We start from the raw sequence: 15320 nt of genomic DNA, 5'->3' as shown, positions 1-15320 counted from the left end.
CGTCAATGGGACCATTGTTAATTTCCTCAATTCAATAACCCCTGAATGCGGAATTTATTCCCTCACAACCCTGTCAGCGCTTTATTGACTCGCTGCCGGTTCCTGATATTTGTCTGGCGCCTGATCGAAACTGACGACAGTTATCTTTTTAAAGCAACGCACCACACCATTCTCCGCGCCGGACGGTCCACGCTGGCGCCAGGAGCACTAACGCAAGCGACGGGACAAAGATGAGCGATCTTGAAAAACACCAGCGCATGGCAAATGCAATCCGCTTCCTTGCCATTGATGCCGTGGAAAAGGCCAAATCCGGACACCCGGGACTGCCAATGGGCGCGGCCGATATCGCCACAGTCCTGTTCACTGAATTTCTGAAATTCGATCCGACCGCCCCGAACTGGGCCGACCGCGACCGTTTTGTCCTGTCCGCCGGTCACGGATCCATGCTGCTTTATAGCCTGCTTTATTTGCTCGGCTATGAAGACTTCCCAATTGAAGAGTTGCAGAACTTCCGCCAGCTGGACGCAAAAACTGCCGGCCACCCGGAATACGGTCATGGCGCCGGCATCGAAACAACCACCGGCCCGCTGGGTCAGGGCCTCGGCAACGCAGTCGGCATGGCAATCGCAGAGCGCCTCCAAGAGGAGCGTTTCGGCAAAGACCTCGTCAATCACTTCACCTATGTCCTTGCGGGCGACGGCTGCCTGATGGAAGGCATCAGCCAGGAAGCCTTGTCGATGGCAGGTCATCTGAAGCTGAACAAGCTGATCGTGATCTGGGACGACAACGGCATCTCCATCGATGGCGCTGTCAGCATCACCGACTCGACCAATCAGATTGCCCGTTTCGAAGCTTCCGGCTGGAACACCATCAGCATTGATGGTCACGACCCCGATGCCATTGCCTCCGCAATCCGCCAGGCGCAGGAAAGCGACAAGCCGACCATGATCGCGGCCAAAACCACCATCGGTTTTGGCGCTCCGACAAAGGCTGGCACAGCAAAGGTTCACGGCGCACCGCTTGGCGCTGAAGAAATCACCGGTACCCGCGATTCGCTGAACTGGCCGCATGAGCCGTTCGAAGTTCCGAGCGACATTCTCGATGCCTGGCGCATCGCCGGCCTGCGCTCCGCGCAGGCTCATAAAGACTGGCAGAAGCGCTTCAATGATGCAGACGCAGAACAGCGTGCCGAATTTGACCGCCGGAACCGAGGCGATCTGCCGTCAGGCCTGAAACAGGCTGTTCTGGATTACAAAAAACAACTTTCCGAAGACCTGCCGACGATGGCAACCCGTAAGGCTTCGGAAGCGGTTCTGGGTGTCTTGAACGAAGTCATCCCGGAAACCATCGGCGGCTCCGCCGACTTGACCGGTTCCAACAACACCAAGACGGCGCAGACTTTGCCGGTGACCCCGGACGATTTCTCTGGCCGCTACATTCACTACGGCATTCGCGAACACGGCATGGCAGCTGCCATGAACGGCATGGCGCTGCACGGCGGGCTCATCCCTTATTCCGGCGGCTTCCTGATCTTCTCTGATTACTGCCGTCCGTCTATCCGCCTTGCCGCCCTGATGAACCAGCGTGTCATTCATGTGATGACCCACGATTCCATCGGTCTTGGCGAAGATGGCCCGACCCACCAGCCGGTCGAACATTTTGCAGCGCTGCGTGCGATTCCGAACCTGACCTTCTTCCGCCCGGCCGATGTCACCGAGACACTCGAGTGCTGGCAGCTGTCGCTGGAAAGCAAGGATGCCCCGTCTGTTCTGGCTCTCACCCGCCAGAACCTTCCGGCCCAGCGCAAATCCTACGAAGAGAAGAACCTATGTGCCAATGGCGCCTATGTTCTGATCGAAAGTGAAGACGATGCCGCGGTCACAATCTTTGCGTCTGGGTCTGAAGTTGAAATCGCAGTTGAGGCCCATAAAGAACTGACTGAAGTAGGTATTGCGGCACGTGTCGTCTCTGTACCGAGCTTTGAACTGTTCGAGGCCCAGTCCGCTGACTATCAGGATGCTGTCATCGGCTCCAGCCCGGTAAAGATCGCGGTAGAGGCGGGTATCCGTATGGGATGGGACCGCTTCATTGGCAATGATGGCCATTTTGTCGGCATGACCGGGTTTGGCGCCAGCGCGCCATATAAAGAACTCTACGAGCACTTCGGCATCACCAAGGATGTTGTTGTTGCCGCAGCGAAAGAAAAACTCGGCGCTTAATTCATCGAATTTCCCGGCGGCATCGTTTCCTACGATTTCCGCCGGGTTTTGGACTATTATTTTTTAACTAAATCGATTAAATGCAGTAGCCTTTTTATCGCGCCAGGCCTCCCCTGGCGCCACAATGCGGGAGAAAAGTATGGTAACGAAGGTAGCAATCAACGGTTTCGGCCGCATCGGCCGCAATGTCCTGCGTGCCATCGTCGAATCCGGACGCACCGACATTGAAGTTGTCGGCATCAACGACCTCGGCCCGGTTGAAACCAATGCACACCTGCTGCGTTACGATTCGGTACACGGCAAGTTTCCGGCAACCGTTTCCGTCGACGGAGAAACAATTTCCATCGATGGTGGCACGCCGATCAAAGTAACCGCGATCCGCGACCCGAAAGAACTGCCGTGGGGCGAACTCGGTGTTGACGTTGCCATGGAGTGCACCGGCATCTTCAACAGCAAAGAAAAAGCTTCTGCGCATCTGGATGCAGGCGCCAAGCGGGTTCTGGTTTCCGCACCGGCGGCCGGCGCTGACAAAACTATCGTTTACGGCGTCAACCACGACACGCTGACTGCAGAAGACTTTGTTGTTTCCAACGCGTCCTGCACCACCAACTGCCTGTCCCCGGTCGCCAAGGTCCTTAATGATGCAGTTGGCATCGACAAGGGCATGATGACCACGATCCACTCCTACACGGGCGATCAGCCGACACTGGACACCATGCACAAGGATCTGTACCGCGGCCGTGCGGCAGCCATGTCCATGATCCCGACGTCAACTGGCGCCGCGAAAGCTGTTGGCCTGGTGCTGCCGGACCTGAACGGCAAACTGGACGGGTTCGCGATGCGCGTGCCAACCCCGAACGTGTCCGTCGTTGATTTGAAGTTTATCGCCAAGCGCGAAACCACCGTTGAGGAAATCAACGCTGCGATCAAGGCAGCTGCGGACGGAGCTCTCAAAGGTGTTCTCGGCTACACCGAAGCCAAGAACGTTTCGATCGACTTCAACCACGATCCGCATTCTTCCATCTTCCACATGGATCAGACCAAGGTCATGGAAGGCACGATGGTTTCCGTCCTGTCCTGGTATGACAACGAGTGGGGCTTCTCCAACCGCATGGCCGACACCGCCATTGCTATGGCAAAGCTGATCTAAATGATGATAGGGATGGACACCCATCCTTCATGAACGACAGGCGGATGCGGCACACCTGCATCCGCCTTTCATTTGTCTGCAACAGCTTTAGGGGGCACGTTTGCTCGAGCTTTTTACCGTCATTTCCCTGACCATCGTGGTCGCCATTGTTCCAGGCCCGGATTTCGCCGTGGTTCTCCGCAACGCCCTGATCGGCGGCCGGCTTGCCGGCATCATGACCGCACTTGGGATTGGCCTAGCCCTTGGGGTCCATGTCACCTACGCGCTTGCCGGCATCGGTTTGATCGTGTCGCAGTCGATTTTCCTATTTAATGCGCTGAAGCTGATTGGCGCCGCCTATCTGATCTTCCTTGGCGTGACCATGTACCGGACGGCGTCCCGGGAAATGCCGGCTGACAGCAATCTTGCAGGCATGCCGCCGCTTAAGGCGCTGCGCTGGGGCTTCTTCACCAATGTGACCAATCCTAAGGCCACAATGTTCGCGCTCAGTGTCTTCCTGCAGGTGACCTCCCCTGAGACCCCACTTTGGACCCAGATCGGCTATGGCGTGATCATGGCGAGCGGCGTGTTCCTTTGGTTTGTGCTCGTCACCTTCTTTTTCACGCTTCCACCGGTACGCCAGCAGTTCACCCGCGCGAAACTTTGGATGGAACGCTCTTTCGGCATCCTTTTGACCCTGTTCGGGATCGGTATTGCTGTCACCACCAATACGTCTCGCCCCTAACCAATTAGGTGGAAATCATGGCTTTCAAAACACTCGACGACATCTCTGATCTGACTGGAAAACGCGCGCTTGTCCGCGTTGATCTGAACGTTCCTATGGACGGCGGCAAGGTCACCGACACCACTCGTATTGAACGGGTTCTTCCAACGATCAAAGAGCTCTCCGACAAGGGGGCCAAGGTCATTCTACTAGCGCATTTCGGCCGCCCAAAAGGCGAAAAAGTCGACAGCATGTCCCTGGCACCCGTAAGCCAAGCGGTATCCAATCTGCTTGGAAAAACAGTCGGATTTGCCAACGACTGTATTGGCACAGCTGCTGCTGGAGCCGTGGCTGTCATGCAGAACGGCCAAGTCCTCTTGATGGAAAACACCCGCTTCCACAAAGGCGAAGAGAAGAACGATCCGGAGTTTGCAAAAGCGCTTGCTGCCAATGGCGACATCTTTGTCAATGATGCGTTTTCTGCAGCCCACCGCGCCCATGGCTCCACCGAAGGCATTGCCCGCTTGCTGCCCGCCTATGCTGGCCGGACCATGCAAGCAGAGTTGGAAGCCCTTGGCTCAGCGCTTGGCGAACCGGAGCGTCCCGTGCTAGCCGTTGTCGGCGGCGCTAAAGTGTCTTCCAAGATCGATCTTCTGGAAAACCTTGTCTCCAAGGTCGACATGCTGGTGATCGGCGGCGGCATGGCCAACACATTCCTGGCAGCCAAAGGAACTGATGTTGGCAAATCTTTGTGTGAGCGTGATCTGGCGGATACGGCCAAGAAAATTATGGCTGCTGCAGACACCGCAAATTGCGAGATCGTCCTGCCGGCTGATGCGGTGGTTGCGAAAGAATTCAAGGCTGGCGCTGACAACGACACCGTTGGTCTGGACGCAATCCCGTCCGATGGCATGATCCTGGACGTTGGCGCAGCTTCCATTGACGTCGTAAAAGCCAAAATCGATGCTGCCAAGACCCTGGTCTGGAACGGCCCGCTCGGTGCCTTTGAAATCGCACCATTCGACATTGCCACTGTGGCCGCAGCCAAACATGCAGCTAGCAACACCAAAGCTGGCAAGCTCAACTCCGTTGCCGGCGGCGGAGACACGGTGGCCGCCCTGAACCATGCAGGCGCAGCGGGAGACTTCTCTTATGTCTCCACCGCAGGCGGTGCGTTCCTGGAGTGGCTGGAAGGCAAGGAGTTGCCGGGGGTCAAGGCGCTGGAGAGCTGATTTTCAGCGCCGCGGGAGGTGAAAATGCAACGTGCTTTCACAAACATCCTGACAGAGGAGGTCGCGGTTACCGCGGCCTTTTATCAAGAGCTCTTGGGTTTGACGGCCAAGTTTTCATCTGACTGGTTTGCAAACCTCGAAGACCCAGACCAATCCGGGTTTGAACTCGGAATTCTCCTGAAAGACCATGAGATCGTGCCGGAGACAGTTCGGCACCGCCCTTCAGGCATCATCCTTACGTTTGTCGTTGACGATTGCGACGCGGTCTACAACAGAGCGCGCAGGCTGGGTGCCGACATCATCGAAGCGCCGCGTGATATGCCGTATGGACAGCGCCGGATGCTTTTGAGCGATCCTGCAGGCACCACAGTTGATGTGAGTTCGCTCATCCGGACAGACAACTGATTGAACGGCGGACACCCAAATTAATTCGCCCAGCAAATTAATTACAACTTAGAAGAAAACCGCTGACGCCTTGAATTTAAATTGATTTAAGGATGCTCTGCCCTCTTTCCCTCTGCGGGAAACTTGGTAGAACCACCAGAGATTGACGCACCGCAACACCCGGAGCGTGAAACAGCTGTTTAATCGGCGCCATCACGATACCGGATCTTGGGAGATATAAATGGCTCGCATTACCCTCCGCCAGCTGCTTGATCACGCTGCCGAACACGATTACGGCGTACCGGCTTTCAACATCAACAACATGGAACAGGCGCTGGCCATCATGGCTGCAGCCGACCAGACTGATTCGCCGGTGATCATTCAAGCTTCCCGCGGAGCCCGTGCCTACGCCCATGACGTCATGCTCAAGCACATGATGGATGCGGTGATCGAGATTTATCCGCACATTCCGGTTTGCGTTCACCTGGACCACGGCAACGCGGCCCAGACCTGCATGACCGCGATCCAGGCCGGTTTCACTTCTGTGATGATGGACGGCTCCCTGGAAGCAGATGGCAAAACTCCGGCGTCCTGGGACTATAATGTTGGCATCACGAAAACCGTGACCGACATGGCCCACCTTGGTGGCATCTCCGTTGAAGGCGAACTTGGTGTTCTTGGTTCTCTGGAAACCGGCATGGGCGACAAGGAAGACGGCCACGGCGCGGAAGGCAAACTGACCGAAGAGCAGCTTCTGACCGACCCAGCAGAAGCGGTGAAATTCGTCAAGGAAACCAAGGTTGATGCGTTGGCCATCGCCATGGGCACCTCTCACGGCGCTTACAAGTTCACCCGCAAACCGGACGGCGACATTCTGGCCATGCACGTGATCGAAGAGATCCACCGCCGCCTGCCGGAAACCCACCTGGTCATGCACGGCTCCTCGTCAGTGCCGCAGGATCTTCAGGACATCATCAACCAGTACGGCGGGGAAATGCCGCAGACTTGGGGTGTTCCGGTGGAAGAAATCCAGCGCGGCATCAAGAACGGTGTGCGCAAGGTCAACATCGACACCGACAACCGGATGGCCATGACCGGTCAGATCCGCAAGATCCTTCAGGAAAACCCGGGTGAATTCGATCCGCGCAAGTACCTGAAGCCGGCCCGCGAAGCTATGCAGAAGCTGTGTGTGGCACGCTTGGAAGCCTTCAACACGGCTGGACAGGCGTCAAAAATCAAAAAAATCACCACGCTATCGGATATGGCCGCCCGCTATCAGGATGGCAGCCTGGATCCGAAAATCGCCTAAATTAGATCTCAGCCTGCTTGCAGTTCAGATCAATTTCTTGAAAGAGGGGCCTTGCGTCCCTCTTTCGCCGTCTTTAGGGACAACAAACGGCATCCGGACGCCGCCCTGACTGCACTTCAACAGGATTCGTATTCGTGAACCGACCCCGCCTTTTTCTTGTGACGCCCCCAGTGTTTGATCCAGCCACATTGGCCGATCAGCTCAAACAGGCATTTTCCGGCGGTGATATCGCGTGTGTCCTGATCTATATGCCGGACGCTTCCACCAAGGATATCCAGGCGGCTGCCGAAGCCCTGGTACCAGTTATCCAGGGCGGCGGCGCTGCTGCGCTTGTTTATGGTGATACGCAAGCCGCCGGCCGCAGCGGCGCTGATGGGGTGCACATCGATACGTCTCTTGAAGACGTCAAACTCGCGGTCGAGAGTTTTCAGCCAGATCGGGTCGTTGGCACCGGCGGCACCAAGACCAAACACGATGCAATGGAATGGGCCGAATCCGGTGTTGATTACCTGTTCTTTGGCAAGTTGGACTTGGAAGAAAAAAACACCGCCCATGCCAAAACCATGACCGGTGCAAGCTGGTGGGCGGAATTGTTTGAAACGCCCTGCGTGGCATTGGCCGGCAATACAATCGAAACCCTGGAAGAGGTCGCAGCAACCGGGGCGGACTTCGTCGCACTCAAAGATGCAATCTGGACGTCTGCAGACATCACCAAGACAGTCACCGATGCCAACCAGGTATTGGAAGCTCATCCTTTCCCGGAGGTTGAGTGACAGCCAGATGACCGGCCGCACACCAATACCGCTTGCAAATCTGAGGAACCGGCTCGTTCTCCGGCGTGCGGCCTTTCTCGGGGTAACTGCAGTGCTGACAGCAATGCCGCTCGCCCCTTTGGCCTTGGCGCAAGAAAAGACTGAGGCTGCAACACCTCGAGACGAATCCGTTGGTTCCTCGAAGCTTCCGGTCTCCATTGACGTCACGACACAAAACAAATCTGTCGAGAGTTTGCTGGATGCGGGGCCACCGCAACTTGCAGACGGTGAGAGTGCATCGGCCAAAACGGCATATAGCGCCTTCCAGCGCGGCTGGTACTTAACCGCGCTTGGTATTGCGACACCGCTAGCAGAAAATGGCGACAAAGCCGCCCAAGCACTGCTGGGCGTTCTGCATGAAGCCGGGCTTGGCATCCATCAAGACAAGGTCAAAGCGGCAGACTGGTATGGCCTGGCCGCTGCTCAAGGGGACAATGGCGCCGCGCTGCAATTGGCTCAACTCTATTTGCTCGGAGATAAGGTTAAGCAAGACAAGGCCAAAGCGGCGGACCTCTTTGAACAAGCCGCGGACGCAGGCAACGCTTCAGCACTGTATAATCTTGCGATCCTCTACCAAGAGGGTGAAGGCCGGCCCTACGATGAAAACAAGGCGCGGTCTCTTTTGGAGGAAGCCGCCAAGCTGAACGATCCGGAAGCGCAATACACTCTCGCCCTTTCTTACCTGGAAGCCGGAAGCGGTTTAAACGAACCTGGGAAAGGCGCCTTCTGGATGGGGCGCGCGGCCCGGCGGGGTCACACGTTCGCGCAAGTTTATTATGGCATTCTGCGGTTCCAAGGCCGCGGAGTTGACCCGGATGAAAGCGAAGCCGCGGACTGGTTCGAACGGGCCGCAACGGCCGGAAATCCTGTGGCAATGAACCGGCTCGCCCGCATCTATGCCTATGGCCGTGGACGAGACCACGACAACGCTGCGGCAGCCGGCTGGCACCTCATCGCCCGAACATTGGGGGTCTCCGATCCGACGCTCGACGGTATTTTCGGAACACTTGATGACGAGACGTTAGCGGAAGCCCGCAAGCTGGCCGAGCGATACTCGGCAACCTTGATGGCACCTTCGGACGATTCGATCCTCAGCTCTCCGTAATCCTTGCAATTGGAGCAAGGATTGTACCGGTGAAGCGCTTTTTTCCTTGAATCCCTCGAGTATTTATGGTGGACAGGCGCAAACCATTATTGGCGCGGCCGCTTGAGCCGGTCCCTGCGCTGTTTCAGATCCAAACAAGTCAAATATCGGTCGTTCCATGAAAATCAACGGTAACGAAATCAAGCCGGGCAACGTGCTTCAGCATCAGGACACTCTGTGGGCAGTAGTCAAGGTCCAGCACGTCAAGCCAGGCAAGGGCGGTGCTTTCGCCCAGGTCGAAATGAAGAACCTTATCGACGGGCGCAAGCTGAATGAACGCTTCCGTTCTGAAGACAAGGTCGAGCGGGTCCGCTTGGAACAAAAGGATTTTCAATACCTTTATACCCAGGACGACATGCTGATCTTCATGGATACCGAAACCTATGAGCAGCTGGAACTGCAGGCTGAATTCGTCGGCGACCGTGCAGCCTTCCTGCAAGACGGCATGATGGTGACAGTAGAACTGCATGAAGAACGCCCGATTGGCATCACATTGCCACAGCACGTCACTTTGGAAATCTCCGAAGCTGATGCCGTTGTCAAAGGTCAGACGCAGTCTTCATCCTACAAGCCTGCGCTGATGGAAAACGGTGTCCGTGTCATGGTACCGCCGTTCATCACGGCAGGTGAAAAGATCATTGTCGACACCGGCACGCTTGAATACGTCAAGCGCGCAGACTGATTTCTGACCTGTCAGAACATTTGGCGCAGTCATGTTCGGCTGCGCCCAACAACAAGTGAAACAACATGGCCCGCACAGCACTCCTCAACGTGATGGTTCAAGCCGCGACTAAGGCTGGCCGCAGCCTGGTCCGCGATTTTGGTGAAGTTGAAAATCTTCAGGTTTCCCGAAAAGGGCCTGGTGACTTTGTGTCCGCAGCAGATCGCAAGGCTGAGGAAATTGTGCGCGCAGAACTGACCAAAGCCCGGCCGACCTTCGGCTTGGTGATGGAAGAAAGCGGTGTTGTTGAAGGAACCGACGGCCAACACCGCTGGCACATTGATCCGCTCGACGGTACAACCAATTTCCTGCATGGCATTCCGATCTTTGCAACATCGATTGCGCTTGAGCGGAACGGCGAAATCGTTGCTGGTGTCATTTACAATCCGGTGATGGATGAGCTCTACACAGCTGAGCGCGGCCGTGGTGCCTTTCTGAATGACCGCCGCCTGCGTGTTGCAGGCCGGAGGGAGCTGCCGGAAATGGTGTTTGGCACCGGGTTGCCATTTATTGGCCACGGTGACCACGGTCGGACTTTGCGTGAACTGCGCCACATCATGCCGGAAGTTGCCGGCATCCGCCGCGCCGGTGCTGCTGCGCTGGATCTTGCTTGGACCGCTTCTGGCCGCCTCGATGGCTACTGGGAACGCAATCTGAACTCCTGGGATATTGCAGCCGGCCTCCTGATGGTCCGCGAAGCAGGTGGGTTTGCCAGCGATCTGAACGGCAAGAACAAAATGCTCGAGAGCGGTGATGTGGTTGTTGGCAATGAAGATGCCCACAAGCATTTGCTGCGTCTGCTGAAAAAAGCAGAAGCCCCACAACAGGGCTGATCTTCTCCATTTTTGGGTGAAAAGCTTCAACCGGCAGCTTTTGAGAACCTGCCGGTTTTTCCGCTATCCAAATTTAATTGGGGCTGCGGCGCCGATTCAAGGTTTCCAACCAGTTAAAAATCACGCTATCAATCAATGACCTCTGCAAACAGGTGATTGACAGCAAACATGGCACGTGAATTTGATCCTTATAGCCTGTCCAGTCCGAGGGCCTATCTGACCTTCATGATCATCTTCCTGGTGATCGTCGCGTTCATAGCCTTCATCCTGTTTCCACAGATATCAGTCGCCTTCATGAGCAACCCGGGTCTGAATGGCCTGATCGTCTTTGTCGGCGGCTTTGGCATCCTTCTTCTATTTGGCCGGGTCATCCGGCTGTTTCCGGAAATCTCCTGGGTCAACAGCTTCCGCATCGGCGACCCCGCACTGGATACACGCTCACCGGTCTTGCTAGCACCTATGGCCGCGCTCTTGGGCAATAAGGCTGGTGACATGGCGCTAACGCCAACCACAGCCCGGTCCATTCTCGATTCCATCGGCATGCGCCTGGAGGAATCCCGGGAGATATCCCGTTATCTCACCGGACTACTGGTGTTTCTCGGACTGCTCGGAACGTTCTGGGGTCTTTTGCAGACCGTCAGCTCCGTCGGCGCGACCATTCAGTCATTGGATGTCGGTTCAGGTGATGCCAACGTTATCTTTGAAGACCTGAAAGCCGGGCTCGAGGCACCGCTCTCCGGCATGGGCACAGCTTTCTCATCCTCCCTTTTCGGTCTCACCGGCTCCCTGGTTTTAGGCTTCCTGGACCTGCAAGCCGGACAGGCTCAGAATCGCTTCTACACTGAACTGGAAGACTGGCTGTCGACGGTCACCGATATCGATCCGGAGGACGGCGGTTTTGCTTCGAGCGATTCCCCTGGCGTGGAACACATCCAGGCATCAATATCAGCCTTGCAAAAAAGTGTTGAGGAAGGCGGCAGCAAAAACGCAGCCCAAGCCATGGCGAACCTTGCAGAAGGCATTCAGGGCCTCGTCAAACATGTGCGCTCCGAACAGCAGATGATGCGGGACTGGGCTGAATCCCAAGGTGAACAGCAAAAGCGGATCGAAGGCCTTCTGTCCTCCATTTCCGCTGCCTTTGACCGGGCCAAGGAGTAACCGGCATGGCTGGCAGCCTCAGATCGCGCCGCCGCGCCCAAACAACGGATTATTGGCCCGGCTTCGTTGATGCCATGGCCACGTTGCTGTTGGTCATTATCTTTCTGCTCTCGATCTTTATGATCGCGCAATTCTTCTTATCGCAGCAGCTTTCCGGCAGGGACACAGTCCTCAACCGGCTCAATGCTCAAATCAGCGAACTCACCGAGTTGCTGGCACTCGAGCGGGCGTCATCCGGCGAACTGGAAGACACAATTCTTGGACTTCAGGCCAGCCTAAGCAGTGCTGAAGCTGAACAGAGCCGCTTGTTGGGTCTTCTGGAAAGCAGCTCAGGCGATGCAGAGGCCGCAGGTGGCCGAGCCGCTCGGCTGGAAACCCTTCTTGATGACGAACGGCAAGTCAGCCAAGAAGCCTTGGCTCAAGTCGAGCTGCTCAACCAGCAGATAGCAGCCCTGCGCCGCCAGATCGCTGCGGCAAACGCAGCGCTGGAAGCCTCGGAGGCGAAAGAAGCGCAAAGCCAGGCCAAGATCGCCAGCCTCGGCAAGCGACTGAACGCTGCCTTGGTCCAGCGGGTACAGGAACTCTCCCGCTATCGCTCGGACTTCTTCGGCCGCTTGCGGGAAATCCTTTCTCAGCGCTCCGACATCTCCGTAGTCGGCGACCGCTTTGTCTTTCAATCGGAAGTTCTGTTTGATTCAGGTTCTGAAGACATCAATCCGGAAGGCCGGACCGAACTCGACAAATTGGCAGAAGCCATCATCGAATTGAGCGGGCAAATCCCGGACGAGATCAACTGGGTCCTACGTGTCGACGGTCACACCGATGCCCGTCCGCTGTCAGGCACCGGCCGGCTGCGCAACAACTGGGAACTCTCCGCTGCCCGTGCGATTTCGGTTGTCCGGTATCTGATTGAGAAGGGCGTCGATCCCAAACGCCTTGTTGCAGCCGGCTTTGGTGAATTCCAGCCTTTGGAAGAGGGCGAAACCCCGGAAGCGCTTGCCAAGAACCGGCGCATCGAATTGAAACTGACCGAACGCTAGCCCATTTGAAACGCTGAGGTACAGGTGATGCTGGAGCTTCGCCCGAATTGTGAATGCTGCAACAAGGATCTGCCGCCAGATTCTGCGGAAGCTATGATCTGCACGTTTGAATGTACGTATTGCTGTGATTGCGTAGAAAACACCCTGAAAGGGGTATGCCCAAACTGCGGCGGCAATCTTCAACCCAGGCCGATTCGTCCGGCAGCTGCACTGGCCAGATTTCCAGCCTCCTCAAAACGCATCTTCAAACCAGAAGGCTGCCAGCAAAAAGCCGCCGGCTGAAACAACCGGCGGCTTTTTGGAGTATTTTCATTTCTGAGGGCTTAGAGCTTTATGTCGCTCTCGCCGTCCTCATCCGTGTCATCATCTTCACTCTTTGGTGAAGACAGGTTCGCAAAGACCGCGTCGACATCGATCTCTTCTTCTTCCTCACGCTTCGGAGCCGTATTCGGATCCAGCGAGAAGGCCGCTGCGATGGCGTCTTCACTGGTGGTGTCTTCGACCGGCATCAACGTTTCAACCGGCTCACCGACCATTGGCTGCGGTGCGTTCTTGGCTGCCTTTTCAACTTCGATGTCGAGTTCCAGCTGGCTGCAAAGGCCGAGCGTCACCGGGTCGGACGGTGTCAGGTTGGCGGAGTTCCAGTGCGTGCGTTCACGGATGGCGGCAATGGTCGGCTTGGTCGTGCCAACAAGGCGCATGATCTGCGCGTCTTTGAGTTCCGGGTGGTTACGCACCAGCCAGAGGATTGCATTCGGACGGTCCTGGCGGCGGGACACCGGAGTGTAACGCGGGCCCTTACGTTTGGTTTCTGGCACAACAACTTTGGAACCCTGCAGCTTCAGCTGGTAGTTTGGATCGTTCTGCGCCTTCTCCACTTCCTCACGGGTCAGCTGACCGGTCAGGATTGGGTCGAGACCCTTGATGCCCTGCGCGGCTTCACCATCTGCAATGGCCTTCACTTCAAGCGGATGCAGCTTGCAGAACGTCGCGATCTGCGTGAAGCTCAACGCAGTGTTGTCCACGAGCCAGACGGCGGTTGCCTTCGGCATAAGCGGCGTATTCGCCATCGGTCAAATTCCTCTTGTCTGCTCCCCCGGCCGGCAGGTCGGAAAAGCGGTGTTCCATTACAAAATCATGGGAGTTGCCGGGAATATATGCCGAACGCGGCGGAAACGCAAATCATGTCCGCAAAGACCGCACACAGCCAGCCGGCAAACCACCTTAACTCCCGAATGTCAGAACAATTTTTCCGATATGGCCAGAGCTTTCCATGCGTTTATGCGCTTCGGCGGCCTCGGCCAGCGGATAAGTGGAATCGACCACAGGTTTGATCTTTCCCGATTCGATCAACGGCCAGACTTTGGATTTCAAGTTATCTGCGATCGCAGTCTTGAAAGCATTGTCACGCGGCCGCAGCGTCGTGCCCGTATGGGTGAGACGTTTCACCATGAGACGGGAGAAATTCACATCGTGGGAGACACCGTTCAGCGTGGCGATTTGGCATATCCGGCCTTCAACGGCAGCCGCTTTCCAATTGCGCTCCACATAGTCGCCGCCCACCATATCAAGAATGACATCGGCCCCTTTGCCGCCGGACAGCTCCAGTACAACTTTCTCGAACGCCACATCCCGGTAATTGATCGCATGGTCCGCCCCGAGCGCTTTGACAGCTTCCGCTTTTTCATCGGAGCCGACAGTCGTGAACACCTCCGCACCAAATGCCTTGGCCAACTGGATTGCACATGTGCCGATCCCAGACGTGCCACCATGCACCAAAAACCGCTCTCCCTCTTTGAGCCCGCAGCGGTCAAAGACATTCGTCCAAACCGTAAAGAACGTCTCTGGTAACGAAGCAGCTTCAATCGCTGAAAGGCCGGAAGGCACAGGCAGAGCGTGCCCGGCAGGCACCTTGCAATATTCGGCATACCCGCCGCCGGGGCAAAGTGCGGTCACCTTATCGCCAATCGCATGGCCACCCGCACCATCCGCCAGGGCCACCACTTCACCGGCAACTTCCAGTCCAGGTAAATCAGACGCACCCTTTGGCGGCGGATAGGCCCCCATACGCTGAAGTACATCAGGGCGGTTTACACCCGCTGCCTCGACACGAATCAGAATTTCTCCGTCGTTGAGATCCGGAAGCGGCCGCTGTTCCACAACGAGAACCTCCGGGCCGCCTGGTTGGGAAATCGCAACGACTGACATTGTGCCCGGCAGATTTTGCATTGTAGGCCATCCTTGTGGTTCATATTGGGACGATTCACAGCGCCTGTCCCATTTCTATGGTAAATGGTGATTGAGACTATTAGCATCAATTCCCAATCGGCAAGGCAGCCAAATGTCTGATGGTAGTGGAGATCTGAGATGAGCCTCTTTGATGATGATATCCCCAAAAAACCTGAAAGCGCTCCGATCACGGTTGGAGAGGATCTCACCAGACTGTCAGAGGATGAACTTCGGGATCGGATCGAAGCACTGAGCGAAGAGATTAACCGTACCAAAAACACTCTTGAACAACGCAGCAATATTCGCAATGCCGCGGATGCATTCTTCCAGAAATAGCCTTGTAATATCTTACATTTTTCGTTTGTTTATTAAAAAACAAAGAGTTT

General features: G+C 56.2%; 16 protein-coding genes. 14 read left to right on the top strand and 2 right to left on the bottom strand.

Features of this window, described 5'->3' with window-relative positions:
- Positions 1-230 precede the first annotated feature (230 nt).
- The 13 genes from tkt (at position 231) to ACOOFE_RS01900 (ending at position 12987) form a co-directional block, all read left to right on the top strand.
- The gene (gene tkt, locus ACOOFE_RS01960) at positions 231-2219 is read left to right on the top strand and encodes a transketolase (RefSeq protein WP_420413416.1); all 1989 of its coding nucleotides are present in this window, start codon (positions 231-233) and stop codon (positions 2217-2219) included.
- A gap of 139 nt (positions 2220-2358) precedes the next feature.
- On the top strand, positions 2359-3369 hold the full coding sequence (gene gap / locus ACOOFE_RS01955) for a type I glyceraldehyde-3-phosphate dehydrogenase (RefSeq protein WP_420413415.1): 1011 nt from the start codon (positions 2359-2361) through the stop codon (positions 3367-3369).
- A gap of 100 nt (positions 3370-3469) precedes the next feature.
- The gene (locus tag ACOOFE_RS01950; protein ID WP_141184861.1) at positions 3470-4093 is read left to right on the top strand and encodes a LysE family translocator; all 624 of its coding nucleotides are present in this window, start codon (positions 3470-3472) and stop codon (positions 4091-4093) included.
- 17 nt (positions 4094-4110) lie between these two features.
- The gene (locus ACOOFE_RS01945) at positions 4111-5304 is read left to right on the top strand and encodes a phosphoglycerate kinase (RefSeq protein WP_420413414.1); all 1194 of its coding nucleotides are present in this window, start codon (positions 4111-4113) and stop codon (positions 5302-5304) included.
- Between the two features lie 24 nt (positions 5305-5328).
- Positions 5329-5709 (top strand): VOC family protein, encoded by a 381-nt coding sequence (locus ACOOFE_RS01940; protein WP_420413413.1) that lies wholly within the window; start codon positions 5329-5331, stop codon positions 5707-5709.
- Positions 5710-5929: 220 nt separating this feature from the next.
- Positions 5930-6997: a class II fructose-bisphosphate aldolase gene (gene fba / locus ACOOFE_RS01935; RefSeq protein WP_420413412.1), complete on the top strand. Its 1068-nt coding sequence runs from the start codon at positions 5930-5932 to the stop codon at positions 6995-6997.
- A gap of 134 nt (positions 6998-7131) precedes the next feature.
- Positions 7132-7770 (top strand): thiamine phosphate synthase, encoded by a 639-nt coding sequence (locus ACOOFE_RS01930; RefSeq protein ID WP_420413411.1) that lies wholly within the window; start codon positions 7132-7134, stop codon positions 7768-7770.
- 7 nt (positions 7771-7777) lie between these two features.
- Positions 7778-8914 carry a tetratricopeptide repeat protein gene (locus ACOOFE_RS01925; RefSeq protein WP_420413410.1) on the top strand — a complete coding sequence of 379 codons (1137 nt, stop codon included), beginning with the start codon at positions 7778-7780 and terminating at the stop codon, positions 8912-8914.
- Positions 8915-9071: 157 nt separating this feature from the next.
- Positions 9072-9635 (top strand): elongation factor P, encoded by a 564-nt coding sequence (gene efp, locus ACOOFE_RS01920; protein ID WP_141184855.1) that lies wholly within the window; start codon positions 9072-9074, stop codon positions 9633-9635.
- Between the two features lie 65 nt (positions 9636-9700).
- Positions 9701-10507, top strand: a complete 807-nt coding sequence (locus ACOOFE_RS01915) for an inositol monophosphatase family protein (RefSeq protein WP_420413409.1) — start codon at positions 9701-9703, stop codon at positions 10505-10507.
- 168 nt (positions 10508-10675) lie between these two features.
- Complete coding sequence (locus ACOOFE_RS01910) at positions 10676-11665, top strand: flagellar motor protein MotA (protein WP_420413408.1); 990 nt, start codon at positions 10676-10678, stop codon at positions 11663-11665.
- A 5-nt stretch (positions 11666-11670) separates the two neighbouring features.
- Positions 11671-12705: a peptidoglycan -binding protein gene (locus ACOOFE_RS01905; protein ID WP_420413407.1), complete on the top strand. Its 1035-nt coding sequence runs from the start codon at positions 11671-11673 to the stop codon at positions 12703-12705.
- Between the two features lie 27 nt (positions 12706-12732).
- Complete coding sequence (locus ACOOFE_RS01900) at positions 12733-12987, top strand: DUF1272 domain-containing protein (protein WP_420413406.1); 255 nt, start codon at positions 12733-12735, stop codon at positions 12985-12987.
- Between the two features lie 41 nt (positions 12988-13028).
- On the opposite strand, the gene ACOOFE_RS01895 is transcribed toward ACOOFE_RS01900, so the two are convergent.
- On the bottom strand, positions 13029-13775 hold the full coding sequence (locus ACOOFE_RS01895) for a DUF1013 domain-containing protein (protein WP_420413405.1): 747 nt from the start codon (positions 13773-13775) through the stop codon (positions 13029-13031).
- 154 nt (positions 13776-13929) lie between these two features.
- Positions 13930-14934 carry an NAD(P)H-quinone oxidoreductase gene (locus tag ACOOFE_RS01890; protein ID WP_420413404.1) on the bottom strand — a complete coding sequence of 335 codons (1005 nt, stop codon included), beginning with the start codon at positions 14932-14934 and terminating at the stop codon, positions 13930-13932.
- Positions 14935-15072: 138 nt separating this feature from the next.
- Here ACOOFE_RS01890 and ACOOFE_RS01885 point away from each other — a divergent pair, with 138 nt between their 5' ends.
- Entirely contained in the window at positions 15073-15270 is a 198-nt protein-coding gene (locus ACOOFE_RS01885) for a DUF1192 domain-containing protein (RefSeq protein ID WP_420413403.1), read from the top strand.
- The last annotated feature ends 50 nt before the right edge of the window (positions 15271-15320 follow it).

This window comes from Roseibium sp., assembly GCF_965216085.1.
Taxonomy (GTDB): Bacteria; Pseudomonadota; Alphaproteobacteria; order Rhizobiales; family Stappiaceae; genus Roseibium.
The sequence above is the reverse complement of the archived record's forward strand: the minus strand, read 5'-3'. Positions and strand labels throughout refer to the sequence as shown.